General features: G+C 65.6%; 23 protein-coding genes. 10 read left to right on the top strand and 13 right to left on the bottom strand.

Annotation, left to right across the window (positions count from 1 at the left end):
- Nucleotides 1-48: 48 nt before the first annotated feature.
- Entirely contained in the window at nt 49-1,629 is a 1,581-nt protein-coding gene (locus ACF8ME_RS13020) for an esterase-like activity of phytase family protein (protein ID WP_392416819.1), read from the bottom strand.
- A 122-nt stretch (nt 1,630-1,751) separates the two neighbouring features.
- Nucleotides 1,752-2,852 (bottom strand): porin, encoded by a 1,101-nt coding sequence (locus tag ACF8ME_RS13025; protein ID WP_212645899.1) that lies wholly within the window; start codon nt 2,850-2,852, stop codon nt 1,752-1,754.
- A 596-nt stretch (nt 2,853-3,448) separates the two neighbouring features.
- On the opposite strand from ACF8ME_RS13025, the gene ACF8ME_RS13030 reads away from it, so the two are divergent.
- The 3 genes from ACF8ME_RS13030 to ACF8ME_RS13040 all read left to right on the top strand — a co-directional run bounded on the left by ACF8ME_RS13030 (nt 3,449) and on the right by ACF8ME_RS13040 (nt 7,610).
- Entirely contained in the window at nt 3,449-5,941 is a 2,493-nt protein-coding gene (locus ACF8ME_RS13030) for a PAS domain S-box protein (RefSeq protein WP_392416822.1), read from the top strand.
- Nucleotides 5,942-6,414: 473 nt separating this feature from the next.
- Nucleotides 6,415-7,092, top strand: a complete 678-nt coding sequence (locus tag ACF8ME_RS13035; protein WP_241150406.1) for a hypothetical protein — start codon at nt 6,415-6,417, stop codon at nt 7,090-7,092.
- Between the two features lie 185 nt (nt 7,093-7,277).
- Nucleotides 7,278-7,610 (top strand): hypothetical protein, encoded by a 333-nt coding sequence (locus ACF8ME_RS13040; protein WP_392416824.1) that lies wholly within the window; start codon nt 7,278-7,280, stop codon nt 7,608-7,610.
- On the opposite strand, the gene ACF8ME_RS13045 is transcribed toward ACF8ME_RS13040, so the two are convergent.
- From ACF8ME_RS13045 to ACF8ME_RS13065, 5 genes are all read right to left on the bottom strand, one after another.
- Nucleotides 7,591-8,544 carry a LysR substrate-binding domain-containing protein gene (locus ACF8ME_RS13045; protein ID WP_043791744.1) on the bottom strand — a complete coding sequence of 318 codons (954 nt, stop codon included), beginning with the start codon at nt 8,542-8,544 and terminating at the stop codon, nt 7,591-7,593. The genes ACF8ME_RS13040 and ACF8ME_RS13045 overlap by 20 nt on opposite strands.
- Before the next feature lie 167 nt (nt 8,545-8,711).
- On the bottom strand, nt 8,712-9,875 hold the full coding sequence (locus ACF8ME_RS13050) for an acyl-CoA dehydrogenase family protein (protein WP_392416826.1): 1,164 nt from the start codon (nt 9,873-9,875) through the stop codon (nt 8,712-8,714).
- Nucleotides 9,876-9,932: 57 nt separating this feature from the next.
- Complete coding sequence (locus tag ACF8ME_RS13055; protein ID WP_012205502.1) at nt 9,933-10,328, bottom strand: cupin domain-containing protein; 396 nt, start codon at nt 10,326-10,328, stop codon at nt 9,933-9,935.
- Nucleotides 10,313-11,626, bottom strand: coding sequence for a CaiB/BaiF CoA transferase family protein (locus ACF8ME_RS13060; protein ID WP_392416828.1), 1,314 nt, complete (start codon nt 11,624-11,626; stop codon nt 10,313-10,315). Before ACF8ME_RS13060 ends, ACF8ME_RS13055 begins: the two co-directional genes overlap by 16 nt.
- 11 nt (nt 11,627-11,637) lie before the next feature.
- Nucleotides 11,638-12,621 (bottom strand): tripartite tricarboxylate transporter substrate binding protein, encoded by a 984-nt coding sequence (locus ACF8ME_RS13065; protein WP_046986438.1) that lies wholly within the window; start codon nt 12,619-12,621, stop codon nt 11,638-11,640.
- Nucleotides 12,622-12,842: 221 nt separating this feature from the next.
- Here ACF8ME_RS13065 and ACF8ME_RS13070 point away from each other — a divergent pair, with 221 nt between their 5' ends.
- Together ACF8ME_RS13070 and ACF8ME_RS13075 are read left to right on the top strand one after the other, a co-directional pair.
- The gene (locus ACF8ME_RS13070; protein ID WP_012205499.1) at nt 12,843-13,295 is read left to right on the top strand and encodes an SRPBCC family protein; all 453 of its coding nucleotides are present in this window, start codon (nt 12,843-12,845) and stop codon (nt 13,293-13,295) included.
- 100 nt (nt 13,296-13,395) lie between these two features.
- Nucleotides 13,396-13,731 (top strand): cupin domain-containing protein, encoded by a 336-nt coding sequence (locus tag ACF8ME_RS13075; protein WP_016445980.1) that lies wholly within the window; start codon nt 13,396-13,398, stop codon nt 13,729-13,731.
- 11 nt (nt 13,732-13,742) lie between these two features.
- On the opposite strand, the gene ACF8ME_RS13080 is transcribed toward ACF8ME_RS13075, so the two are convergent.
- Entirely contained in the window at nt 13,743-14,540 is a 798-nt protein-coding gene (locus ACF8ME_RS13080; RefSeq protein WP_373681058.1) for a hypothetical protein, read from the bottom strand.
- 112 nt (nt 14,541-14,652) lie between these two features.
- Complete coding sequence (locus ACF8ME_RS13085; RefSeq protein ID WP_392416832.1) at nt 14,653-16,182, bottom strand: PLP-dependent aminotransferase family protein; 1,530 nt, start codon at nt 16,180-16,182, stop codon at nt 14,653-14,655.
- 126 nt (nt 16,183-16,308) lie between these two features.
- Here ACF8ME_RS13085 and ACF8ME_RS13090 point away from each other — a divergent pair, with 126 nt between their 5' ends.
- Nucleotides 16,309-16,944 (top strand): LysE family translocator, encoded by a 636-nt coding sequence (locus ACF8ME_RS13090; protein ID WP_016445977.1) that lies wholly within the window; start codon nt 16,309-16,311, stop codon nt 16,942-16,944.
- Between the two features lie 27 nt (nt 16,945-16,971).
- Here the strand turns inward: ACF8ME_RS13090 and mnmH are convergent, their stop codons facing one another.
- From mnmH to ACF8ME_RS13105, 3 genes are all read right to left on the bottom strand, one after another.
- Nucleotides 16,972-18,036, bottom strand: coding sequence for a tRNA 2-selenouridine(34) synthase MnmH (mnmH, locus tag ACF8ME_RS13095; RefSeq protein ID WP_047219031.1), 1,065 nt, complete (start codon nt 18,034-18,036; stop codon nt 16,972-16,974).
- A 240-nt stretch (nt 18,037-18,276) separates the two neighbouring features.
- On the bottom strand, nt 18,277-19,389 hold the full coding sequence (locus ACF8ME_RS13100) for a serine hydrolase domain-containing protein (RefSeq protein ID WP_392416833.1): 1,113 nt from the start codon (nt 19,387-19,389) through the stop codon (nt 18,277-18,279).
- Between the two features lie 47 nt (nt 19,390-19,436).
- On the bottom strand, nt 19,437-20,015 hold the full coding sequence (locus ACF8ME_RS13105) for a TIGR02281 family clan AA aspartic protease (protein WP_392416835.1): 579 nt from the start codon (nt 20,013-20,015) through the stop codon (nt 19,437-19,439).
- Nucleotides 20,016-20,152: 137 nt separating this feature from the next.
- Here ACF8ME_RS13105 and ACF8ME_RS13110 point away from each other — a divergent pair, with 137 nt between their 5' ends.
- Nucleotides 20,153-20,920: a DsbA family protein gene (locus ACF8ME_RS13110; RefSeq protein ID WP_392416838.1), complete on the top strand. Its 768-nt coding sequence runs from the start codon at nt 20,153-20,155 to the stop codon at nt 20,918-20,920.
- Between the two features lie 66 nt (nt 20,921-20,986).
- Here ACF8ME_RS13110 and icd read toward each other — a convergent pair whose 3' ends face one another.
- On the bottom strand, nt 20,987-22,249 hold the full coding sequence (gene icd / locus ACF8ME_RS13115) for an NADP-dependent isocitrate dehydrogenase (RefSeq protein ID WP_012205489.1): 1,263 nt from the start codon (nt 22,247-22,249) through the stop codon (nt 20,987-20,989).
- 209 nt (nt 22,250-22,458) lie between these two features.
- Here icd and ACF8ME_RS13120 point away from each other — a divergent pair, with 209 nt between their 5' ends.
- The 3 genes from ACF8ME_RS13120 (at nt 22,459) to ACF8ME_RS13130 (ending at nt 23,731) form a co-directional block, all read left to right on the top strand.
- On the top strand, nt 22,459-22,680 hold the full coding sequence (locus tag ACF8ME_RS13120) for a hypothetical protein (RefSeq protein ID WP_012205488.1): 222 nt from the start codon (nt 22,459-22,461) through the stop codon (nt 22,678-22,680).
- Nucleotides 22,681-22,894: 214 nt separating this feature from the next.
- Nucleotides 22,895-23,350 carry a DUF192 domain-containing protein gene (locus ACF8ME_RS13125; protein WP_392417148.1) on the top strand — a complete coding sequence of 152 codons (456 nt, stop codon included), beginning with the start codon at nt 22,895-22,897 and terminating at the stop codon, nt 23,348-23,350.
- Nucleotides 23,351-23,359: 9 nt separating this feature from the next.
- Complete coding sequence (locus tag ACF8ME_RS13130) at nt 23,360-23,731, top strand: DUF2946 family protein (protein WP_013802509.1); 372 nt, start codon at nt 23,360-23,362, stop codon at nt 23,729-23,731.
- Nucleotides 23,732-23,786 lie beyond the last annotated feature (55 nt).

Consider the following 23,786-nt stretch of genomic DNA (forward strand, 5'->3'; position numbering starts at 1 on the left):
CGTGGCCCCGTTGTCTTGCCTATGCAATGCAGTCGCAGTCGCAGTCGTTCAGGGAGCGCCGTATTCGCTCAGTTTCTTGCTGAACTTAAAGGTCCAAAGTCGCTGCGTGCGATCGTTGACGTCATTGGTGGTAAAGCGCAGGCTCGCCGCGCCCTTGGCGCATTGGCCGTCGTTCACGATCCTGCCGTCGGCGTCCACCATGCATTTGGTGACGTTCGAGCCTTCGATTTCCTTGCCGCTGGCGTCCAGCACGGCCAGCGAAACACCGAAGTCGGTGTCGTTGGTCAGCGCCAGCGTGTAGTCATCAACCAGTGCCAGGCCTTCGGCCTTCTCGGCCACCCAGCCGGTGGCGTTCAGGTTGAAGAGCCGGGTCTTCTTGAGCGTCACGACCTTGGAATAGTCCGAGCCATTGACCGGCTTGCCAGTCAGGCTGCTCTTTTCCAGGTCGGAGCCCAGCGCGGTGATGTCGGTGGCGTTGGCCGGAAATTCGATCAGAACCAGGTCGTTGAAGACTTTCTTGTCCTTGCCCGTGCCTTGCTCGATGGCGATGAATTTCCCCTTGCCCAGTGAGACCACATCACCCAGCTTGGCATTGCCGGTCTTGCCTTGGTTGTACCAGCGGCTGTCCACGGGCAAGGCAAACAGGCGGGTTTTCTCGGTGGTCGGGTCAAATTCCACCCAGCGCACAAAGCGAGCGTAGTCGCGCACGTTCTCCGACTTGCCCGTGGCGTCGGCAACGGCAGCGGTGGTGTAGTCGGCCTTGCCGTCGTCCAGGGGGCTTTGCAGGAAACCGTGCAGCTTGCCGCTGGCCACATCAATGCTCAGCCCCTCCATGCCACGGTTGGCGCGGCGCTTGGCGAGAATGGCCGGCAGATCGGCCGCGCCGGTGCCGGGCCCGTATTTCTTCTGGATGATGCCGGTCGCCGGGTCGATCTTCACGATGAAGGGTCCGTATTCGTCGGACACCCACAGCACATTGCGTGCGGCATCCACCACCACGGATTCTGTGTCCAGGCCGAATTCGCTGTAGCCCTTGGCCTTGCCGGGATAGGTGAAGGTGTCGTCCAGGACTTGCTCGCCCGTGTTGCCTGTGATGCCCCGTGGCTGCACGCGGCCGTTGGCGTTCTGTGTGGCGCTGAATCTGAGCGGCAGGGTGGAGACGAGCCTGGCTCCGTCCTTTCCGAGGGCGATCACGCCGATAGACGGAGTGAAGTTGGGCGAGGGAAACACCGTGGAACTGGCAAAGCCCGCGGGATTGGAGCCGTCGGTGATCTGCGTGACCGGGCCGGTGGTCGCGTTCGGGCCGCGATCGGTGATGGCGTAGAACTCCAGCGTGCCGTCGGCACGCCTGCCCTTCAAGGCCAGGCCCGAACCGTAGGCTGGCAGAAAGCCCTTGGGAAAATCGGCCTTGGTGGCGGGGTGTTGGCCTTCGTAGGGGAAATAGAACCTGTCGTCGAACTGGACTTCCTGGCGCGTGACGGTGGCGCGGATGCTGCCGACGCCGGTGGTCTGCGTCACCGTCTCGGAGCCGGCGGCCTGGAGCGGGCGGGTGTCGGCGCAGGCGCTCAGCAAGGCAGCCGCGGCGGCGATCACTGCCACCAGGCAGGGAGAAGAATTGGGGGGTCGCATGGCGAGTAGGTCTTGAGAAGAAGAGGCAAGCCTGATAGGTAGATAGGCAGATCGGCAGGCCCTGCGTGGCAAGGGCCTGCCCAAGCTTGAAGGCTTCGTTTCTGGAAAAGGCGCTGCGCCGCTCAGAACGAGTGGCTGATGCCCAGATCCACACCGGTCGAGCCGGCGTTGGCCACACCCGCAGGGCCGCCAATCAGGCCGACGCTGGCGCCGTTCTTGTTGTTCACACGCGCCAGACCTGCGTACAGAGAGGTGCGCTTGGAGAAGTCGTAGACATATCCGATCGAATACTTGTCGGCCTTGCCGCCGCTGCGCGTGAGGGCAGAGGCGTTGCCGCTGAACTTGGCGCTGGCGTACTTGACGCGCAAGCTGCCTGGCCCCATGGGGATGGTCGCGCCCAGGTAGAAGCCGTCCACCTTCCCGGAGGTTGCGCCGTTGACGGGCTCCCACTTCAGGCTGTTGTATCCGCCATTGAGCAGGAAACTGCCGAAGTTGTACGAGGCGCCCAGCACCAGATCTTCCAGATCGCTGGTTGCGGCGATGGCGCTGGGTGAAGCCACGGCTGCGGTGCCGTCGATCCTGCCGTAGCCGATACCCACGTTCAGCGGGCCAGAGCGATAGCCCAGGTTGCCGCCTATGTACCTGCGGGCCTTGCTTGCGCCAGAGCCGGAGGCGTTCTCGTCGCCAAAGGAAACCGAGAACTGGCCATAGATACCGCCCAGGTCGCTCGGCAGGAAGTAGCCCACGGCGTTGCTGATGCGCGTGCGGTCGACCACGCCGCTTTGGCTGGCGGCGTTGTAGGCAGTCTGGCGGATCGTCTGGAACAGATTGGCCTGCACACCGGTGGTGGTGTCGGGGCCCGCGAAAGCGGTGAAGATGTTGTAGCTGGGGGTGTAGTCGCGACCCAGCCGGATTTCACCCCAGGAATTGTTGCTCAGCCCGATCGTGGAGCGGCGCTCGAAGCCAAGGGAGCCGCTGCTGCCGCCAGAGCCGACATCGGGGTTGAGGCCGCCTTCAAGCCAGAGCTGAGCTCGGTTGCCGCCGCCTAGGTCCTCCGTGCCGCGCAAGCCAAGCAAGCTGGTCTTGCCTTGGCTGGAGTTCAGCGCATTGAGCCTGTTGCTGCCGGACTTGGCAATGGTGACGCCGACGTCCACCACACCAAAAATGGTGACGGAAGATTGTGCCAAGGCCAGGCTGGAAGAAGAGGCGAAGAATGTGCCCATCGCGAGTCCCAGAATGCGCGAGCACGTTTTTTGATTTTTCATTGGCGAGATACGAACTGAACTTATTAATGAGAATGACGGTAGCCTCCTGCCACCGCTGCGGGAACTCTAGGCAACACATAAGTATTCTTCGTGACAGCTGTGCCGTGTGACATGAAAGTCACAGCAGCGGCGGTGCCTGCGGCACGTTTCCCGCAGGGAAGCCCCATCGCCGCCACCCTTCAGCCATGGCCTGCACGACGGGGCAGATCATTCATTGCCGATTTGTTTGATTCATATTCGAGAAATTGGCGGAAATATGCATTCTTTTGCCATTTTCCCAATAAGGTTCTCGACTTCCATATTTTCAATGGCACATTTCGAGCGTTCGTCGACCGATTCATCGGTCATTGGGGACCCAAATCAGCCCATTGCACGGCCAGTTCAACCCCATAGTCCCTGGGAGGGCGAAGTCCCACAAGAATTGCCGCACCGAGGACTGCAGCCTCAACATCGGTCGCACCAGCAGTCACAGCTATGATCCCCAGCAGCATCGCCGTCCCCGCCAGCGGCGAGCTGTCCCCTCTCCTCCACCCAACGCCCCGCTCCATCCCCCCATGATCCAAGAGTCCGAAGAGATTGCCCTGCTTCGCGAGGAAAACGCCCGGCTGCGGGCGCAACTGGCGATTGCCACGGCGGGCCATGCCAGCGCCGTACAGGGCGCGGGCGCCAGCGATCAGGACCCCTTCGATGCGCAGGTGGCAGACCAGAAGACGCTGTTCTCGGATTTCATCGAGCATCTGCCGATAGGCCTGTGCCTGGTGAGCAAGGGCGGCAAGGTGCTGATGTCCAACCCGGCCTACCGCCATTTCCTGCCGGAGACCCCCATCCCTTCGCTGCTGTCGGCCGAGGAAGACCGGGGGCGCTGGCGCAGTTGGGACAAGGACGGCAAGCCCGTCCCCCGCGACCAGTTTGTGGCTGCCCGCGCGTTCCGCGGGGAGCTGGTGGTGCCGGGTGTTGACTGTGTCTATGACACGCCCCAGGGGCTCGAAGTATGGACGCGCGTGTTCGGGGTGCCGCTGCGCAATGCGGACAAGGAAGTCGTGGCCACGGCCATCGCCATTTTGGACATCGATGCGGAACGGCGGGCGCTGGACATGTTGCGCCAGAGCGAGGAACGGCTGGATGCGCTGGTGCGGTCCTCCTCGGAGGTGCGCTACTCCATCAGTGCGGACTGGAGCGAGCTGCACCAGTTGGCAGGCGGCGGGTTCATCCCCGACACGCAGGCGTCCAACACGAACTGGCTGGAAGACTACATCCCCCCGGAGGACCGCGACCTGGTGCGCGCGGAGATCGCGCGGGCCATCCGCACGAAGACGGACTACGTGATCGAGCACCGGGTGAACCAGGTCGATGGCAGCGTGGGCTGGGCGTTCTCGCGCGCCGTGCCGCTGTTCGATGCCGCAGGCGCCATCACCGGCTGGCTGGGAGCGGCCTCCGACATCACCGAGCGCAAGCAGGCCCAGGCCGCGCTGGAGCGCTTGAATGCCACGCTGGAGGAACAGGTGGCAGAGCGCACGGCCGACCGCAACGCACTGTGGCAGCTGTCTTCCGACATCATGATGCGTTGCACGTTCGAGGGCATCATCACTGCGGTCAACCCGGCCTGGACCGAGGTATTGGGCTGGCGTGAAGACGAGCTGCTGGGCACGACGCTTTTTCATCTCATCCATCCGGAGGATCTGGCGCGCACCATCCAGGACACGCAGGAGCTGGCCACAGGCATGGCGCATGCCCGGTTTGACAACCGGTATCGCCATCGGGACGGGAGCTACCGCTGGATCTCCTGGTCCACCCGTTCGGCGGCAGGCCGCATCAACGCGGTGGGCCGCGACATCACCTCCGAAATGGCCAAGGCCGAAGCGCTGGCCAAGGTGCAGGAGCAACTGCGCCAGTCGCAGAAGATGGAGGCCGTGGGCCAGTTGACGGGCGGCCTTGCGCACGACTTCAACAACCTGCTGGCGGCCGTCATGGGCAATCTGGAGCTGCTGCAGCGGATGCTGGCACGCGGCCAGGTGGACAACCTCACGCGCTTCATCCATGGAGCGCAGGGGGCGGTGCGGCGCGCCGCCACGCTCACGCAGCGGCTGCTTGCGTTCTCGCGCCGGCAAATCCTGGACTCCAAGCCCACCGATATGGCCGCGCTCCTGGCCGATTGGGAGGACCTGCTGCGCAGGACGGTGGGCGCCAGCGTGGACATCGACATCGTGCCGGCAGCCCATCTGTGGCATGCGCAAATCGATGGAACGCAGCTGGAGAACGCCATCCTGAACCTGTGCATCAACGCCCGCGATGCCATGCCCGAAGGCGGCCGGCTGACCATCAGGACAGCCAATATCGAGCTTGAAGAGGCGGCAGCCCGGGAGTGGGATCTTCCGCCGGGCGGCTATGTGTCGCTGTGCGTCACCGATACGGGCACCGGCATGTCGGAGCAGACCATTGCACGCGCCTTCGAGCCGTTCTACACCACCAAGCCGGTGGGCCATGGAACAGGGTTGGGGCTGTCGATGATCTACGGCTTCGCGCGGCAATCGGGAGGAGCGGTCAGGATCTTCTCCCAGCCGGGCCAGGGCACCACCGTCTGCCTGTATCTGCCCCGGTGCGACGCCGCACCCGTTGCAGAACGCGCGGTCGATGCGGCAAGGCAGGTGGTGGTTCCTGCCCAAAGGACCTTGCTGGTCGTGGATGACGAAGCCCCGATCCGCCATCTCATCGACGAGGCGCTTGTCGATCTGGGCTACACGGTGCTTGCCGTGGCCGATGCAGCCGCCGCACTGCAGGTACTGCGTGCCGGAACCCGGGTGGACATGCTGATCACGGACATGAGGCTTCGCGGCGGAATGAACGGCAAGCAGCTGGCCGACGAGGCACGCCTGGCCCGTTCCGACCTGCCGGTGCTCTTCATCACCGGGTTCACCGAGGCATCGCCCCTCAGCCAGGAAAACCTGCACCCCGGGACGCAGCTTCTGACCAAGCCGTTCACATTGGAGGCGCTGGCGCTCAAGGTGGCGGAGATTCTGGGCAGTACCGACGCTGTGCCATCGGACTGAGTCGTGTGGCTGGCGCCGTGGTGACCGGCAGATTCCGGGCGCCTGTCTCGCAGTTCAAACCCCGTCACATCGCATCTCCCTCGGCCCGCGTAGTGGCAATGTGGGCAGACTCGATCGGCGACGACGCAGGGGTACTGCCAAAGCGGCAAGAGCACTCAGATGTACGGCCCCAGAAACTTACGGATTCATCAAGCCTGCGAACCAGCAAAAGCCTTGCTCATCTTGAATCCGAATGCTTGTGTTTAGACCGCTGATCGTCAATTCACGCAAATTCCTAGGAAGTATCTTATTTTTCAGAAAAAATAGAAAACGACAGCAGTCTCCACTTGATCTGAAAATTCGAAAGAACTTAGACTGATAGCGCCAGTCACTGCCATGTGGCAGCAAAGGCCTATTAACATTTCAGCACAGAGGGAACTATGCCAAGTAAAATTCTGACCGGATCTATACTTTTTCTCGTATCAATCTCTGCAATGGCTCAAGATTTTCTGATAGGGAATGAGGAAATTGAAAAGAACGGCATGCCAATGGTCGCCAGAAGTATTTCTGGCAGCATGGCTGGAATGAGTGGTACCGTGACCATCAATCTAGTCAAGCTATCAAATGGATCATATCTCTACGAAACCACCAATCAAAATGATGAAGCGATTGAATTCAACAAGAGGCTGTGCGAGATATACGGAGACAAGCATCCAGAATCTCCCGGAAAAATGGTAATTGGTAGCGATGAAAGGAATATACCTCTTCACTGCGAACCGGCGTCCCCTCAAAAGGAAATGTCATTCAAACAACAATCTGACTACTATTACATGCCTGGTGGCCAATGGAACTACAGACCTGTTCTATCTCTAAGCTATGACCCTTACCCGCGTGCTGGCTCATACACAAGAGTATCTGCAAGTGCAGGCGTTGACTTTTCTGTACCAAAAGGCGGCGATCTTTCACTTGCCGTTGGAGTTCGAGGGATTCCAAATTGCTATAATAATGGTTTCACCATGGCTGGTAGCATTCCAGTCGCAAATCTGCAAGTTGCAGTTCTATGCTACATGTACCCACATTTGGCCGGCACAGGGGGAAAGGCCGTTTCTGCTCGAGCAGTTTCGGAAAGCAAATACTCGGCCAGTGAGAATGGGATAATGGAAATCTATTGAAGCAATAGTAAACCAGGTTTATGACCCCAGGAAGCCATGGTGCCTTCTTCAGCCTAAAACAGAAGAAAGTACCATGGCAACCCGTCTTGGATGATGGTGCCCGCACAACGCCGCACATCCGCGCATAATTTCAGCCAGCATTCTTCCATCAACGGCCTTGGTCAATTACTTCACAGGCCGTTGATATGAAAAAAGCTCTGACAAGATCCAGCTTTTTGCGCAGTTTGTTGGCTGGCGCAGTCTTGCTGACCACCGCATGCGGGGACGCAAAAAACGCAACCGCTTGCGAAAAACATGACCTTAATCTGGTTCGGACGAATGTACTGAAAAAACTGAAAGAGAAGTTTCCTCAGTACGCATTCGACATCACCAAGGTGACGTTTTCTCCGGGAGAAAAAGTGCCTTTTTGGCACGTGGAGGCCATCACTCAATCGAATGGTAAGGAGCTGGTGGTTTTCGCCATGCACTATTGCGAAGGGTCTGTAGAGGTGACAGCCCTCAACCCCTACCACCCTTGACGGCGGTGGAGGCCATCGCCCTCACCCTCTCAATGAAAGCCTGCAGCACCGCAGCAGGCTGGTCCGCCCGCCAGGCCATGACAGCGGGCGTCATGGCCTGCTGCGGCCCACGCAGCGGCACGAACACCACGCCGTTCATGCCCACGCGCTGCATGCAGCTGGGCACCAGGGCCACGCCCTGCTCTGCTGATACCAGGGCCATGACGGTGAGCCACTGGCGCGCGGCGTGGCGTGTGTGGGGGTGGATGCCGGCCTGCTGCAGGCAGGCGATGACGTTGTCGTAGTTGGCCGGTGCCACTTCGCGGGCGAACATGACGAAGGTGTCGCGGGCCAGTTCGCGCAGGTCGATGTCGGGCTGCTGCGCCAGCACATGCGTGGCGGGCAGGCAGCAGACAAAGGGTTCCTCGCCGATCGACAGGGTCTGCAGGCCGTCTGGCGGGTTGGCTATGTTGAGAAAGCCGCAGTCGATCTGGCCGCTGGCAATGGCCTGCAGTTGCTCGCGCGTGGACATTTCATGCAGGCAGACTTCGACCAGGGGGCGCTCTGCGCGGAAGGCGCGGCAGAAATCCGGCACCTGGCGGTAGACCATGGAGCCGGTGATGCCCACGTCCAGCCGGCCCTGCATTCCCTCGGCCACGCCACGCACCACGTCGGCCGCATGCTGCAGCTGGGCGAGCACCTTGCGTGCCTCGACCAGGAAGGCCTCGCCCGCAGGGGTGAGGCGCACGTTCTTGGCGTCGCGGTCCATGAGGCTGGCGCCCAGGTCCTGCTCCAGGGTCTTGAGCGCCATGCTCAGCGGCGGCTGGGTGATGCACAGGCGCTGGGCCGCGCGGCCGAAGTGGCGTTCCTCGGCCAGGGCGACGAAATAGCGCAGCAGGTGGGTCTTCATGAGGGGCGGCGGATGGGGAGCAAGCGAGATGGCATCTTGCACCATGGCTACCTCTGAAATACAGATTGATAAATCATGGGACTTCAGATGGTTCGCAGCCACAAAACCCGCGCACCTCAACTTTGAGACACCGAGGAAGGGCCGCCCCGCACCGAGGGTGTCGTCCCCCTCCGCGCAGCGAGAAGGGGGAAGGCGCGAAGCGACTCAGGGGGTCAATACGATTTAGGCAAGCCCAATACCTTTTCGGCGATGAAGCACATGATGAGCTGCGGGCTGACGGGCGCCAGGCGCGGGATCCAGGATTCGCGCATGTAGCGCTCCACGTGGTATTCCTTGGCGTAGCCCATGCCGCCGTGCGTGAAGATGGCGGTTTCGCAGGCCTTGGCGCAGGCTTCAGCTGCCAGGTACTTGGCGGCGTTGGCCTCGGCGCCGCAGGGCAGGCCCCTGTCGTAGAGGAAGGCGGCCTTTTGCACCATGAGGTGGGCCGCCTCAAGCCCCATCCAGGCCTGGGCGAGCGGGTGCTGTATGCCCTGGTTCTGGCCGATGGGACGGTCGAAGACCACGCGCTCCTTGGCGTACTGGGTGGCGCGCGCCAGGGCGGCGCGGCCCAGGCCCACGGCCTCGGCGGCGATGAGGATGCGCTCGGGGTTGAGGCCGTGCAGGATGTACGAGAAGCCCTTGCCCTCTTCGCCGATACGGTCCTCGGCGGGAATGCGCAGGCCGTCGATGAACAGCTGGTTGGTGTCCACGCATTTGCGGCCCAGCTTGTCGATCTCGCGCACTTCGATGCGTTCGCGGTCCAGTTCGGTGTAGAACAGGCTCAGGCCTTCCGTGCCCTTGCACTCTTCCACGGGCTTGGTGCGCACCAGCAGCAGGATCTTGTTGGCGACCTGGGCGGTGGAGATGAAGACTTTCTGACCATGGACCACGTAGACGTCGCCATCGCGCACGGCGCGGGTCTGCAGCTTGAGGGTGTTGAGCCCCGCATTGGGCTCGGTGACGCCGAAGCAGGCCTTGTCCGTGCCCGCGATCAGCGGGGGCAGCCAGCGGCGCTTTTGCGCGTCCGTGCCGAAGACGACGACGGGGTGCAGGCCGAAGATGTTCATGTGCACGGCCGAGGCGCCCGACAGGCCCGCGCCCGTGGCCGAGATGGTGTGCATCATGAGCGCTGCCTCGCTGATGCCCAGGCCTGCGCCGCCGAACTCTTCAGGCATGGCAATGCCCAGCCAGCCCGCGTCTGCCAGGGCCTTGTGGAAGTCGTGCGGGAAGCCGCCTTCATGGTCCTTGCGCAGCCAGTAGTCGGCATCGAAGGGTGCGCAGGCGCGCTCGACGGCGTCGCGTATCTGTTCCTGTTCTTCGTTCCACAGAAAGTCCATGGTGTGTTCTCCGTTGCTTGTAGCTGTTCGCTTGTTGTGTCTGTGGGGTGACGGCGCTCAGGCTGCCGGTCGGCGCACGCGCTCGGGGTTCTCGCCGTACGGCGGGCTGTAGAAGACCAGCAGGCGCACGGGCTCGGCGCTGGTCACGCGGAAGATGTGCATGCAGTCCTCGGGGAAGAAGCAGGTGTCGCCGGGCTGCATGGCAAAGCGTTCCTTGCCATCCGGGGTGTCGATTTCCACTTCGGCCGTTCCGGCCAGCAGGTAGCAGGCCTGCTCCATGCCGGGGTGGGCATGGGGCAGCGCGCCGCCGCCCTGTTCCAGCGTGCCCAGCACCAGCTCCATGTGGCGCGCGCCCACGTTGGCGGCACTGACCAGGCGCCGGTTGACGGTGCCGTGGTGGTTGGCGGGGCTGTAGCCGGGCACGTCTTGTTCGCGGATCAGATAGCGGGGCATGGGCGGTTTCCTTCTGTTTGTGTTTGTGTTTGTGTTTGTGTTTGCGCTTGTGTTTGTGGTGGGGCGTCTTGCAGCGCGGCAGCCTGGCTGCAGGCGCGGCTGGCCTGCAGGGCGGCCAGCTCGGCCTCGGTCAGGCCCGCGTCGCGCAGCACCTGCAGGGTGTGTTCGCCCAGGCGCGGCGCGGGGGCGGCGCGTTCTGCGGGTGGCGTGGCGCTCCAGCGCGTGGGGCTGGCCGTGGTGCGCAGCCGGCCTTCGCTGGGGTGTTCTATCTCGTGCACGAAGCCGGTGGCCTGGTGCTGGGGGTCGGTGATCAGGTCCTCGGGCGAGGCCATGGGCATGTTGGGCACATCGGCCGCGTCCAGCAGCGTGCGCCATTCGGCGGTGGTGCGCCCTGCCATCAGCCGCGAGACTTCGGCATAGACGGCATCGATGTGCAGCGCGCGCTGGCTGTGGGTGGCGAAGATGGGCTCGGCCATGCGCTCGGGCTGGCCTATGGCGTTGAAGAAGCTGTGCCAGTGCTTGTCGTTGTAGATGAGAACGCACAGGTGGCCGTCGCTGGTGCGATAGGGCCTGCGGTGGGCCGTGAGCAGGCGCGCATAGCCGGGGCCGCCCAGCTGCGGCTCGAACGACAGGCCCGCCATGTGGTCGCCCAGGATGAACTGGGTCATGGCCTCGAACATGGGCACGACCACGGCCTGGCCCTTGCCGGTCTTCTCGCGCGCATAGAGGGCGGCAGCGACGGCGTAGACCGCGTGCAGGCCGGTGACGCGGTCGCCCAGGGTCATGGGGGCATAGGCCGGCTCGCCGCCGCCGTATTGCTGCGCCAGCCAGGGCACGCCGGTGGCGCCCTGGATGAGGTCGTCATAGGCGGGCCGGGCCGCGTAGGGGCCGCGCTGGTCGAAGCCGCAGCAGCTCACGTGGATGATGCGCGGGTTGCGCGCCGCCACGTCCTCGTAGGCCAGGCCCAGGCGCGCCATGGCCTGGGGCCGCACGTTGCTGACCAGCACGTCGCAGCCTTCGGCCAGGCGCAGCAGGGCCTCGCGCGCAGCGCCCTGCTTGAGGTCCAGCACCACGGAGCGCTTGCCCTGGTTGGCCTGCAGGAAGATGTGGCCCATGGCGGGGTTGCGCATGGGGCCGACGTGGCGCATGTTGTCGCCCTCGGGCGATTCGACCTTGATCACCTCGGCCCCCAGGCCCGCAAGGATCTGGGTGGCAAAGGGCCCCATGACCACCGAGGTCATGTCCAGCACCTTCACCCCTGCAAGAGGGCCTTGCTGCCCTTGCTGCGCTTGTTCCATGCGGCTCTCCTTCACTGCGCCTCGATGCCCGCCTGCTTGACCAGTTGCCCCCAGCGGGCCATCTGGTCCTTCACATAGGTGGCGAACTCGGCAGGCGTGGCCGTGGGCCAGACCTCGAAGCCGACCTGCGCCAATTGCTCCTGCACGGCCTTGTCCTTGAGGATGGCCTGCAGCTCGGTGTTCAGCCGCTCGGTGATCTCGGCCGGCATCCCGGCCGGGCCGAAGATGCCGTTCCACGACGTAATGTCGAAGCCCGGCAGCGTCTTGCCGATGGCCGGCACATTGGGCAGCAGGGTGGAACCCTTGGCCGCCGTCACGGCCAGGGTTCGCACGCGGTCGGTCTTGATCGTGCCCCAGGCGGAGCCCAGGTCGGCCACGTAGACCTGGATCTGGTTGCCCATGAGGTCGGTCAACGCCTGCGGGCTGGACTTGTAGGGCACCGAGGTGATCTGGGCGTGCGTGACGTACTTGAAGGTTTCCGAGGCCACCAGCGAGGTGCTGTTGGGCGTGCCGTAGGACAGGCGGTCGGGATTCGCCTTGGCGTAGTCGATCAGTTCCTGCACGGTCTTGGCGGGCACGGAGGGGTGGACCAGCAGCGCGAACGGCAGCTCGCCCACGCGCGCCACGGGCGTGAAGTCCTTGACGGGGTCGTACTTCAGGCCCTTGACCAGCCAGGGGTTGGCCGAGTGCGAGGTGTTGGTGGTCATGAACAGCGTGTAGCCGTCCGGCTTGGCCTTGGCCACATGGTTGGCGGCAATCTGGGCATTGGCGCCGGCCTTGTTGTCCACGATCACGGGCTGCTTGAGCCGCTCGCCCAGCCGGGTAGCCACCACGCGCGCCACGGCATCGGTTCCACTGCCGGCCGCGAACGGCACGACCAGGGTGATGGGGTTGGAGGGATAGCTGCCCTGGGCCTGCGCAGCGGGCGCTGCAACGACGGCCATGGCACTGAGAGCGCCAAGGGCCAGGGCCCTGCGCAACGGGGAATGCTTCATTTGCTTGTCTCCTGTTTCCTATGGAAAGCGGCGCTGTGTATCCAGCGCTCGCCGCCATGGTGCGGGCGTCAATGATTCAAGTCCAATTCTTTAAAACCAAGCAAGGATTCGATTTATGAATCATTGAATCCTGCATCAGGCTCCATGTGTCGCCTCTTGCGCAAGGACTGCATCGGTGCGAGGCTGGCAGCCCTGCACGACACCACGCCAAGGAGTTCCGCATGTCACACACCGTCCACACCATCCGGCTGCACCGCGTCCTCAAGGCGCCGCCGCAGCGCGTGTACCAGGCCTTCACCACGGCCGCTGCCCTGGCCAAATGGCTGCCGCCCCACGGCTACATCTGCGAGGTGCCCGAGTTCGACGCCCGGGTCGGCGGGCGCTACCGCATGGCCTTCGTCAATCTGTCCACGGGCGGGCGCAGCGGCTTCGGCGGGGAGTTCCTGGACCTGGAGCCTGGCCGGCTGGTACGCCATACCGACCGCTTCGACGACCCGCAACTGCCCGGAGAGATGATCACCACCATCACGCTGCGCGAGGTGTTCTGCGGCACTGAAATGGATGTGACCCAGGAAGGCGTGCCCGCCGTCATTCCCGCCGAGGCCTGTCACCTGGGCTGGCAGGAGTCGCTGCAGTTGCTGACCCTGCTGGTGGAGGCCAGCGTGCCGGGCTGAGATCCTGCACAAGCCCCTGCTGTCACACAGCTGCGGTTGATGGATTGCGGTGCTTCGGAGGACAATGGCAGTATTGCCCGCCAACGCCTGGAGGTCCGCCATGGCCACCCCCTTTGCACTGACCGCTCAAGCCATCGATGTCCTGCCGTTTGGTGCGCGGCTGGCGGGCGCCCGGACCTGTGCCCTGTTCAAGTCCCAGGACATGGAGGTCATCCGCGTGGTGCTGCGCGCCAGCCAGTCGCTGCCGCCGCACAAGGTGCCTGGCAGCGTCAGCCTGCATTGCCTGGAAGGCGAGCTGGAGGTGATGCTCGGCGAAAGCCGCCAGTCCCTGCAGGCCGGCCAGCTGATGCACCTGCCGGCCAACATGGCGCATGCGGTACGCGCCATCGAAGACACCTCCGCTCTGGTCACCATCGTTCTGTGTGACGAGTCCTGACGCCTGCCGCCTCAGCGCACGGGCAGGAACTGCATGAAGGGTCCCGCCACCAGTCCCTGCCCGTAGCCGATGAAGGAGCGCCTGTAGCGCTCGGTGGTGTAGTTGGCGATCAGGTCCAGCCGGCCGATGATCTTGCCCATCTCGCGCTCGAAGCTCAGGTTGCGCGCGTCGTCGCCCAGGTGGTTGGACAGCAGCAGCGGCCCGCCAGCGGCATTGCGCCGTGAGTTGAGTATCCAGTTGGCCACTTCCACGTTGCGCGCGGCGTTGTAGATCAGCTGCGGGTCCAGCCCATGGACCAGGGTGAAGCTGGTGCGCCCGCCGTGGGCCGTGATGATGGTGTCGGCCAGCGCATGGACGAAGGCGGCCACGCGGTCGCCCTTGAAGTCGGGCTGCAGCGCCAGCGAGAGCGCGGCCACGTCCTGGGCGCCGCGCAGGTCGGCCCAGGGCTGGCGCTCGGTGATGGCGATGCGCACGTAGGCGGATGCGGCCTCGCGGCTTTCGGCGGTTTTCTTCCACTCGGCGGGGTTACGCAGGTAGAGCTTGTCCATGATGCGCATCAGGCTGTCCAGGTTCTCCTTCATGGCCAGCGTGGCCATGCGGTTGCTGTCGGACTGCACGATTTCGCTGGGCTCGAACGAGGCGCCCTCCACCTTGCCGCGCGGCGCGGGCGTGTCGGCGCAGCCCGCCGTCAGCAGCAGCGCCAGCACGGGCGCCAGGCGGCGCGCAGCGCCACCTCCCGGCCGGGGCTGGCTGTCGTTCACCCCGGCTCTTCGGCCGGCCTCCCCTGGCAAGACAAGCTCAATAGTCATCCCGGAACGATAGCAGCGCACTACCGGGGCGCCGAGGCCCGATGCCCTGTCTTACACGCCCTGGCGCCGGCAGCGTCAACCTCCCGTCAGGCAGTGTTGCTGCACCGTCCACTCATCCACCACCGCCCCGGTGCTGCGCCAGCAGGTGGCCAAGGATCTTCCAGGTCTGGGGCTGCTCCACCATGGGCACGGGAATGCGCAGCATGCTGCCCGCGGCCTGCCTGGGCGAAAACAGCAGGCCCGGCGCCAGCAGCAGGCCCTGCGGCGCGGCATGGCGGGCCAGCACCTCCGAGTCCACGCCGCAGTCCACCCAGGCGAACATGCCGGCCTGCGGTTCGTGCGGGGCGCGGCAGTCCAGGGCTTCAAGCATGCGCAGGCAGCGGTTGCGCGCGCGGTCCACGCGTTCGCGCAGGCGGTCCACATGCTTGCGGTACTGGCCGTCGGCCAGCACGCGGTGCACCACCTGCTCGCCCGGCAGCGCCGTGGTCAGCCCGCCCAGCAGCTTGAGGTCGGTCAGCCGCCGTATCAGGTCGGTGTGCGCCGCCACATAGCCCACGCGCAGGCTGCCGGCCAGGGTCTTGGAGTAGCCGCCCACCAGGAGCACGCGCTGCAGCCGGTCCATGGCGGCCAGGCGCACGGGCACGCCGGGCAGGAAGTCGGAGTAGGTGTCGTCCTCGGCCAGGTAGAAGTCGTGGCGCTCGGCAATGCGCAGCACCTCGTGGGCCACGCCGGCCGACAGGGTCTGGCCCGTGGGGTTGTGCACGGCCGTGTTCAGGATGAAAAGCCGGGGCTGGTGCTGGCGGGCCAGCCGCTCCAGCGCCTCCACGTCGGGACCGCCGGGCAGGCGGGGCACGCCGACCACGTTCACCCCCAGGGCGTTGAGCCGGCCGAAGATGAGAAACCAGCCGGGGTCTTCCACCAGCACGGTATCGCCAGGGCGCACCAGGCTGCGCACGATGAGGTCCAGCCCCTGCGTGACACCGGCCACGGTCATCAGGTGGGCCTCGGGGTGGGCTGGCACGTCCTGGGCCTGCAGCACCGAGGCGATCTGCTGGCGCAGCGGCAGATAGCCCTGGGGCACGCCATAGGTCAGCAGGCTGGTGCCCGTGCTGCGGCCGACGGCGCGCAGGGCCGAGGCCAGCATCTCCTGGTCCAGCCATTCCGGCGGCAGCATGCCGGCGTCGCCCGAATGCTCCGTGCCTTCGCGGAACATGCTGCGCAACAGAAAGGCGGTATCGAAGGCTGCGCCCTGCTCCAGCGTGGGCAGGCCCTGGCTGGCGCGCGGCAAGGCCTGGGCCGCGCGCCGGGCGCTGACGAAGACGCCCGAGCCGCGCCGCGAATGCACCAGGCCCTGGGCGGCCAGCCGGTCGTAGGCCTGGACCACGGTATCGCGGCTGACGCCGGCCTGCCGCGCCAGCGCGCGCACCGAGGGCAGCCGCGAGCCCGCGCGCAGGCCATGGTGGCGGATGAGGCTGCCGTAGTGGTCCACGAGCTGCTCGACCAGCGAGAGATCGGAGGAGCGCAGCGGACGCCAGGGCGCAGCGGCCTGGAAAGCCGTATCTGAGGATGCGCGCGGTGCCTGCGGTGTCTGCTGTGCCTGCGCTTGCTTCGGCGTGGCTGCGGGATCAAGTGTCAGGGTCATGTGGGCAGGCCAGTTGGCAAATTGTTCTGGCAAAGTGTACTGCTACTGTACCGAACACTGCCATTAGCATGGCCTGACGGCGCCGCGGCCTGCGGCATGCGCAGACAGGGCGCCGGATTCCCTGTCATGCCTGTTGCCACCATGCCCTTCGATACCGCCCACACCTCGTTCCTGCTGCCACTGGCCATGTTCTCCTTCGTCAGCTCCGTCACGCCCGGCCCCAACAATGTGATGTTGACGGCCTCGGGCGCCACCTTCGGCTACCGCCGCACGGTGCCCCACATGCTGGGCATCACCGTGGGCGTGGTGGTCATGGTGCTGCTGGTGGGCGCGGGCCTGGGCGCGGTGTTCGAGCGCCTGCCGGTGATCTACACCGCGCTCAAGTACCTGGGCGCGGCCTACCTGGTCTGGCTGGCCTGGAAGATCGCGGGCAGCGGCGGCATCGACGGCGGCAACGCGGGTGCCCGGCCCTTCGGGTTCTGGCAGGCGGCGGCCTTCCAGTGGGTCAACCCCAAGGCCTGGATCATGGCCATCGGCGTGATTGCCACCTACACGCCGCGCGAGGATTTCTTCATCAACCTGGTGCTGGCCGCCCTGGTGCTGGGCATCGTGAACTATCCCAGCGTCAGCGTCTGGACGCTGTTCGGCAGCGCCGTGGGGCGCGCGCTGCGCTCGCCGCAGGCACTGCGCCGCTTCAACTGGTGCATGGCGGCCCTGCTGCTGCTGTCGCTGTATCCGGTGCTGGCCGACTCACACGGCTGATTCAAACGCCTGATTCACGCGGCTGCTTCATGCGGCCGATGCCCCATCCAGCGCCAGTATCTGGCGCGCCAGCGCGGTGATGCCGGCCTCGCTGAGGTCGTCGGCCTGCACCCTGCGGCGCGTGCGCCACTGCGTGAAATGCCGCTCCTGCGAGCGCTCGTAGTGCGGGTCGTAGTGCTGGGCCATGAGCTCGGAGAAAAGCGGCGAGAGGCTGCGCTCATGCGCCCAGGCCTGCCAGCGCGAGATGGTCTCCTTGCCCTGCAGCTCCTTGAGCCAGCCCAGCTTGTCGGCCAGCATCTGCGGATCGTCGCCCAGGTAGGCGTAGTCGCGCAGCAGGTAGGCCAGGCGTGCCTCGGGCGTGGCATCGAGCGCAATCACGGGCGACTGGCGCATGTGCTCGACCAGCACCAGCGGCAGGGACACGCGACCGATCTTGGCGCTCTCGCCTTCCACGTACACGGTGCGCGACGGATCGAAACTCTCCAGCTGCTGGGCCAGCAGCGTCTCGAAGTATTTCTGGCTGGGCTGCTCCACGCCGGGCAGGTTGCCCAGCAAGGAGCCCTTGTGGCTGGCATAGCCCTCCAGGTCCAGCACCTGCTCGCCGGCCTCGGCCAGGGCATGCAGCACGCGGGTCTTGGCGCTGCCGGTGGCGCCGCACAGCACCTGCAGGCGCAGCTGGGGCACCAGGCGGTCGATCAGCTCGATCACATGGCCGCGATAGGACTTGTAGCCGTTGGCCAGTTGCTGGGCATCCCAGCCGACCAGGCGCAGCCAGGTGACCATGGAACCACTGCGCAGGCCACCGCGCCAGCAGTAGACCAGCGGCTTCCAGTTGGCCGGTTTGTCGGCGAAGGTTTCCTGCAGATGGCGCGCCAAGTTGGCCGAGACCATGGCCGCGCCCAGGCGCTTGGCCTCGAAGGGGCTGACCTGCTTGTAGATGGTGCCGATCCGGGCGCGCTCCTCGTTGTCGAGCACGGGGCAGTTGATGGCACCGGGAATGTGGTCCTGCGCGAATTCGGCAGGCGAACGGGCGTCGATCAGGGTGTCGAACTGGTGGCGGTCGGCGATGCGGATGGGCTGGCGGTGGGACACGGGCAAACGGTGATCTGGCGATCATGCGGGAGGCAGAAACAACCGGCGCCATGGCCTCTGGGGCTCATGGGCCGGCACCGGAACCAGGAAAGTGGATCGAGCCTCGACACGCACCGGCCCGCCCCGCTTCGCGCCCTGCTTGCGCGAGCCGGGCATGCGGCCGACCTTGGAAGCGGGGATTCTCGCACGCCCGCCGTGCCCGCGCACGGCTGTCAGGGCAAGGCTGTCAGCGCAAGGCAGTCACCGCAAGGCAGCGGCGATCAGGCCCTGCACGGCGCCCACGCGCTGCACCTGCTGGGGGCTGTCGTAGTTGCCCATGAAGACGGCATACACCAGCGAATGCTGGGGCACGACCACCAGCCGCTGGCCGCCCAGGCCGATGGCCATGTAGTACGCCAGGCCGGCGCGGGTCTGCCCCACGTACCAGTGGTGGCCGTAGCGCAGGCCGGGCCAGGCGTCCACGCGCGGCTGAATGGATTGCACAATCCAATGCCGGGGCACCAGCGCTCGGCCTTGCCATTCGCCCTGCTGCAGCACGAGTTGGCCGATGCGGGCCAGGTCCCGCGCCCGCAGGCGCAGGCCGGAGGCGGCGGCCGCCTCGCCGTTGGTGCCAGGCGTCCACTCGGCCTGGTCGATGCCCAGCGGAGCAAACAGCTTGTGCCGCGCATAGTCCAGCAGCGGCATGCCGCTGCCCTGCGCGATCAGATGGCCCAGCAGTGCCGTCGCCCCGCCGCTGTAGCACCAGCGTTCGCCGGGCGTGGCGACGACGGGCTGCTCCAGCACGTAGCGGTAGCGGTCGCTGCTGCGCTCCATGGCGATTTCGCTGTTGCGCGGGTCGGAATACGGAAGGTCCTCGTCCCATTGCAGGCCCATGGTCATGCCCAGGGCATGGGAGACCAGGATGGCGCGCCGGCGCCCATCGGCCGCCAGATCGCCGTAGGCGGGAAAAGACTGGACAAGGGGCGTGTCCAGCGCGGGCACCTTGCCCTCGGCCAAGGCCATGCCGTACAGCAGGCCGACGATGCTCTTGCTGACCGAGCGCACATCGTGCAGGGAGTCGGCGTTGAAGGCCACCTTGCCCAGCGGCTCGCCCCAGCGTTCGTCCTCGCCCTCGAAATAGCGCTCCAGCGCCAGCCGGCCGTGGCGCATCACGACGACGGCGTGCAGGTTCGCCAGTTCTCCGCTCTGCACGCCCTGGTCCAGGCGTTCGCCCAGGTCCTCGGCCAGGCCGGTGCCGGTGGAAAAGGCACCGCCCTGCCCCACGCTGGCACAGGCCGTGCAGCCCAGCGTCGCCAGGGCTGCGCCCGTCTGCAGCCACCTGCGCCTGTCGGTGCGAAAGCCGTTGTTTGTCATGTCCCTCTCCCTTGCTTAGCTAGTTAGCTACTTAGTTGCTTACGTACTTACTGCCTGGGCGAAGACCCGCTGCCGCGCGGATGGATCAGCATGCGGTCGCCGCGTATTTCCACATCGAACTGGCGCAGGAAGTTCTGGCCCAGCAGCGCATCCCTGTCCGTGCTGCCCGTATAGCCCGTGCCCACGCGCAGGCCGCTGACCACCAGGGAGGCCACGCGCACCTGCTCGGCCACCACCATGCGGCCGTCGCGCTCGCCATTGGCGGTGCGAAAGCGAACCGGCTCGCCGCCGTCCAGGCCTGCGCGTTCGGCCAGCGGCTCGGTCACGCCGACCATGCTGGCGCCCGTGTCCACCAGGAACAGCACGGGCTGCCCGTTGACGGCCCCTTCCACGCGGAAATGCCCGTCACGGTCACGCGCAATGGCCACCGTGCCATCGGCCTGGACCTTGACGCCGGCCGGCTTCAGGTACATCTGCATGGCCCAGTACAGCACGCCCATGACCAGCAGCCAGAACAGCAGAAAACCCAGCATGCCGCGCCGGGCGACGGACTGGACACTGGGCTCGGCGGCCGGTGCAGAGGAAGCGGACGGGTCGGACGGAGGCGGCGTGGACTTGAGGCGCATGGCAATGCAGACGGGATCGACGATGGCAGCACGGTGGCTGCACGGCGGCAGTCGCCCATTCTGCCTGCGGCCCTGCCCCGTCACGGGCAAGCCAATAGCCGCTACAGTGGGCGCCTTCATCACAGCCCGCTCCTGCCATGACCACGACCGCGCAGCCGCCCTTTGTCCTCCACTACATCTTCGACCCGCTGTGCGGCTGGTGCTATGCCGCCGCGCCCCTGGTCAAGGCCGCGCGCAGCGTGCCCGGCGTCACGCTGCAATGGCATGGCGGCGGCATGCTCACGGGCGCCCACACCCGCACCATCACGGCCGACTGGCGCGGCCATGTGATGCCGCACGACCAGCGCATTGCCGAGATGACGGGCCAGCCGTTCGGCCCTGCCTACTTCGACGGCCTGCTCAACGACCTGGGCGCCGTGCTGGACTCCGAGCCGCCCACCACGGCCCTGCTGGCCGCCGAGGAACTGGCGGGCCGGGGCCTGGACATGCTGGCGCGCCAGCAGCAGGCCCACTACGTGGAAGGCCGCCGCATCAGCGACCCCGCCGTGCTGCAGGAACTGGCCCGTGACCTGGGACTGGACGGCGAGGCCTTTGCCCAGGCCTTCCAGCGCTTGTCCGGCGCTGCCACCCAGGCGCATATCACCCAGGCGCGCGAATGGCTGAACCTGGCACAGGGCCATGGTTTCCCGACCTTCGCGCTGGAGTTCGACCACCCCGAGGCCGAGCAGCCGGGCCAGCGCGCCATCCAGCGCATCGACATCGGTCCCTGGCTGGGAGATGCACAGGGCTGGGCAACGCAGCTGGGCGAGTGGGTGCAGCAGGTTGCGGCCATCACCGCCGGCGAACACGCGGCGCCCCAAGGCGAGGATTGCGGGCCTGATGGCTGTGCGCTGCCCAAGAACTGACCCGTCAACGCCGGTCAAAGAAAAACCGCGCCCTGGCGCGGTTTTTTCATGGAGCGCGGACGCCCGTCAATCCATCTTGGAGATCATCACCTCGCCAAAGCCGGAGCACGACACCTGGGTGGCGCCGTCCATCAGGCGGGCGAAGTCATAGGTCACCTGCTTGCTCTGGATGGCCTTTTCCAGCGCGCTGATGACCAGGTCGGCCGCCTCGCGCCAGCCCATGTGGCGCAGCATCATCTCGGCCGAGAGGATTTCGGAGCCCGGGTTCACATAGTCCTTGCCCGCGTACTTGGGGGCCGTGCCGTGCGTGGCCTCGAAGCAGGCCACGGAGTCGGACATGTTGGCGCCTGGCGCAATGCCGATGCCGCCGACCTGGGCCGCCAGCGCGTCCGAGATGTAGTCGCCGTTGAGGTTGAGCGTGGCCACCACCGAGTACTCTGCCGGGCGCAGCAGGATCTGCTGCAGGAAGGCGTCGGCAATGGAGTCCTTGATGACGATGTCGCGGCCCGTGCGCGGGTTCTTGAACTTGAGCCAGGGTCCGCCGTCGATGGGCTGGGCGCCGAACTCGCGCGCGGCCAGCGCGTAGCCCCAGTCGCGGAAGCCCCCTTCGGTGAACTTCATGATGTTGCCCTTGTGGACCAGGGTCACGCTGGGCTTGTCGTTGTCGATGGCGTACTGGATGGCCTTGCGCACCAGGCGCTCCGTGCCCTCGATGGACACGGGCTTGACGCCGATGCCCGAGGTCTCGGGGAAGCGGATCTTCTTGACGCCCATTTCCTTGACCAGGAAGTCGATGAGCTTCTTGGCGTTGTCGCTGCGCGCCTCGTACTCGATGCCCGCGTAGATGTCCTCGGAGTTCTCGCGGAAGATGACCATGTTGGTCTTCTCGGGCTCCTTCAGCGGCGAGGGCACGCCCTTGAAGTACTGCACGGGGCGCAGGCAGACGTAGAGGTCCAGCTCCTGGCGCAGCGCCACGTTCAGCGAGCGGATGCCGCCGCCCACGGGCGTGGTCAGCGGGCCCTTGATGGAGACCACGTACTCGCGCAGGGCCTGCATGGTTTCCTCGGGCAGCCAGACATCGGGGCCGTAGATGCGCGTGGATTTCTCGCCCGCGAAGACCTCCATCCACTGGATCTTGCGCTTGCCGCCATAGGCCCTGGCCACGGCGGCATCCACCACCTTGATCATCACGGGCGTGATGTCCACGCCGGTGCCGTCGCCTTCGATGAAAGGAATGATGGGCTGGTCTGGCACGTTCAACGACATGTCGGCGTTGACAGTGATCTTCTGGCCCTCGGCCGGCACCTGGATGTGCTGGAAGCGGTTCATGGGGACGGGTCTCCGTTGGCTGGTGCACGAGGCAAGAGTGAATGCCCGGATCGGGCACGAATTTGGTGCAGAAAATTCTAACGACAATCGGGCCGCCCTCCTGTCAACGGCGATACAGTAAACGCGTTGAGCATGTGCGGTGCATCAAGAATTTCGCACCGTTGTCTGATTCAACTTGGCTTCTACCGCTTTTCTAGGAAATGGCATATATGAAAAAACTCCTCGCTGTCCTGATCGCCGGTTCGTTTGCCGCAGGCGCCTTCGCACAGGCCGCCGCAGCACCCGAAGCGCCGATGTCGGCTCCCACGGCCGCTTCCGCAGCTGCTCCCGCTCACACAGCCAAGAAGGCCAAGGTCGCCAAGAGCGGCAAGCACTCCGGCAAGAAGCACGCCAAGCGCTCCACGAAGAAGGCACACAAGGCCGTGGCCTGATCCATGCCAAGGGATGCCAGCAGGCATCCCCTCAAAAAAGCCCGCAAGTCAGCAATGCACTGCGGGCTTTTTGCCGCCCGCCCGGCCATGATGGCCCGGCCAGGCCGATTTTTGCGTCCGGCCACGCGCCCCCTGCGACAGAATGTGCAAGATGACGAAGCCTGCGACACCCCTCCACACATCCCTTTCCCGCCGCGCGCTGCAGCGGTTGCTCATGGCCGCCTGCCTGGCCGGCGCCGCCGTATCGGCAGGCGCACAGCCCCAGGGCAGCCCCCAGATGAATCTGCGCCGCGTGGAGTTGACGGCCGGAATCCACCGCATCGATGCCCAGGTGGCCGCCTCGGACCGCGAGCGCGCCATCGGCCTGATGTTCCGCCAGGACATGCCCCAGCAGGAGGGCATGATCTTCGTCTTCGAGGTGCCTGCCGTGCAGTGCTTCTGGATGCGCAACACCCTGCTGCCGCTGACCGCCGCCTTCGTGGCCGATGACGGCACCATCGTGAACCTGGCCGACATGAAGCCCATGACCGAGGACTCGCACTGCTCGGCCAAGCCCGTGCGCTATGTGCTGGAGATGAACCAGGGCTGGTTCGCCAAGCGCGGCCTGAAGGCCGGCGTCAAGCTGGGCGGCAGCCTGTTCACGCCCGCGCCCGCGCCCGCCAAGCCATAATCACGGCCCATGCAAGCGCTTCGCTCCTCGTTCTGGCTCACCCGGCTGATATTGGCCTGGTTTGCCGTGACGCTGGGCGTTGCCGTGGCTTCGCCCCTGGTCCATCCCCAGGGTTTCGAGCTGGTCTGCACGGCCAGCGGCGACGTCAAGCTGGTGGCGCTGGGCGACAGCGCAGCCCCGGGCATGGGCCACCACCAGCTTGACTGCCCCATGTGCCTGCCCGCTGGCGCACCGCCGCCGGCCCTGCCGCAGATGGCCGTGCCCCACCAGCAGCCGCTGGCCCACGCGCTGCTGCCGCTGGTGGCGGCGCACATTGCCTCCGTCACACGCGCGCCGCTGCCGGCGCGCGGCCCTCCTCCGCTGACTGCCGTGTTCTCTTGAATCGCCGCCGGGCCTGCTGATGCGCGCCCGGCCCGCCTGCGCCGCATGCGCGGCG

The sequence above is a fragment of the Delftia sp. WSY_7 genome, assembly GCF_043104845.1.
Lineage (GTDB): Bacteria > Pseudomonadota > Gammaproteobacteria > Burkholderiales > Burkholderiaceae_C > Comamonas > Comamonas tsuruhatensis.

What these genes read in the sequence shown, in the direction of transcription:
- ACF8ME_RS13090 (WP_016445977.1), top strand. Translation starts at nt 16,309, where the DNA reads ATGCCTGTTGCCACCATGCCCTTCGATACCGCCCACACCTCGTTCCTG.
- ACF8ME_RS13120 (WP_012205488.1), top strand. Translation starts at nt 22,459, where the DNA reads ATGAAAAAACTCCTCGCTGTCCTGATCGCCGGTTCGTTTGCCGCAGGC.
- icd (WP_012205489.1), bottom strand. Translation starts at nt 22,249, where the DNA reads ATGAACCGCTTCCAGCACATCCAGGTGCCGGCCGAGGGCCAGAAGATC.
- ACF8ME_RS13110 (WP_392416838.1), top strand. Translation starts at nt 20,153, where the DNA reads ATGACCACGACCGCGCAGCCGCCCTTTGTCCTCCACTACATCTTCGAC.
- ACF8ME_RS13050 (WP_392416826.1), bottom strand. Translation starts at nt 9,875, where the DNA reads ATGGACTTTCTGTGGAACGAAGAACAGGAACAGATACGCGACGCCGTC.
- ACF8ME_RS13035 (WP_241150406.1), top strand. Translation starts at nt 6,415, where the DNA reads ATGGCTCAAGATTTTCTGATAGGGAATGAGGAAATTGAAAAGAACGGC.
- ACF8ME_RS13055 (WP_012205502.1), bottom strand. Translation starts at nt 10,328, where the DNA reads ATGCCCCGCTATCTGATCCGCGAACAAGACGTGCCCGGCTACAGCCCC.
- ACF8ME_RS13040 (WP_392416824.1), top strand. Translation starts at nt 7,278, where the DNA reads ATGAAAAAAGCTCTGACAAGATCCAGCTTTTTGCGCAGTTTGTTGGCT.
- ACF8ME_RS13045 (WP_043791744.1), bottom strand. Translation starts at nt 8,544, where the DNA reads ATGGTGCAAGATGCCATCTCGCTTGCTCCCCATCCGCCGCCCCTCATG.
- ACF8ME_RS13070 (WP_012205499.1), top strand. Translation starts at nt 12,843, where the DNA reads ATGTCACACACCGTCCACACCATCCGGCTGCACCGCGTCCTCAAGGCG.
- ACF8ME_RS13075 (WP_016445980.1), top strand. Translation starts at nt 13,396, where the DNA reads ATGGCCACCCCCTTTGCACTGACCGCTCAAGCCATCGATGTCCTGCCG.
- ACF8ME_RS13085 (WP_392416832.1), bottom strand. Translation starts at nt 16,182, where the DNA reads ATGACCCTGACACTTGATCCCGCAGCCACGCCGAAGCAAGCGCAGGCA.
- ACF8ME_RS13130 (WP_013802509.1), top strand. Translation starts at nt 23,360, where the DNA reads ATGCAAGCGCTTCGCTCCTCGTTCTGGCTCACCCGGCTGATATTGGCC.
- ACF8ME_RS13065 (WP_046986438.1), bottom strand. Translation starts at nt 12,621, where the DNA reads ATGAAGCATTCCCCGTTGCGCAGGGCCCTGGCCCTTGGCGCTCTCAGT.
- ACF8ME_RS13060 (WP_392416828.1), bottom strand. Translation starts at nt 11,626, where the DNA reads ATGGAACAAGCGCAGCAAGGGCAGCAAGGCCCTCTTGCAGGGGTGAAG.
- ACF8ME_RS13025 (WP_212645899.1), bottom strand. Translation starts at nt 2,852, where the DNA reads ATGGGCACATTCTTCGCCTCTTCTTCCAGCCTGGCCTTGGCACAATCT.
- ACF8ME_RS13030 (WP_392416822.1), top strand. Translation starts at nt 3,449, where the DNA reads ATGATCCAAGAGTCCGAAGAGATTGCCCTGCTTCGCGAGGAAAACGCC.
- ACF8ME_RS13105 (WP_392416835.1), bottom strand. Translation starts at nt 20,015, where the DNA reads ATGCGCCTCAAGTCCACGCCGCCTCCGTCCGACCCGTCCGCTTCCTCT.
- ACF8ME_RS13100 (WP_392416833.1), bottom strand. Translation starts at nt 19,389, where the DNA reads ATGACAAACAACGGCTTTCGCACCGACAGGCGCAGGTGGCTGCAGACG.
- ACF8ME_RS13125 (WP_392417148.1), top strand. Translation starts at nt 22,895, where the DNA reads ATGGCCGCCTGCCTGGCCGGCGCCGCCGTATCGGCAGGCGCACAGCCC.
- ACF8ME_RS13020 (WP_392416819.1), bottom strand. Translation starts at nt 1,629, where the DNA reads ATGCGACCCCCCAATTCTTCTCCCTGCCTGGTGGCAGTGATCGCCGCC.
- ACF8ME_RS13080 (WP_373681058.1), bottom strand. Translation starts at nt 14,540, where the DNA reads ATGACTATTGAGCTTGTCTTGCCAGGGGAGGCCGGCCGAAGAGCCGGG.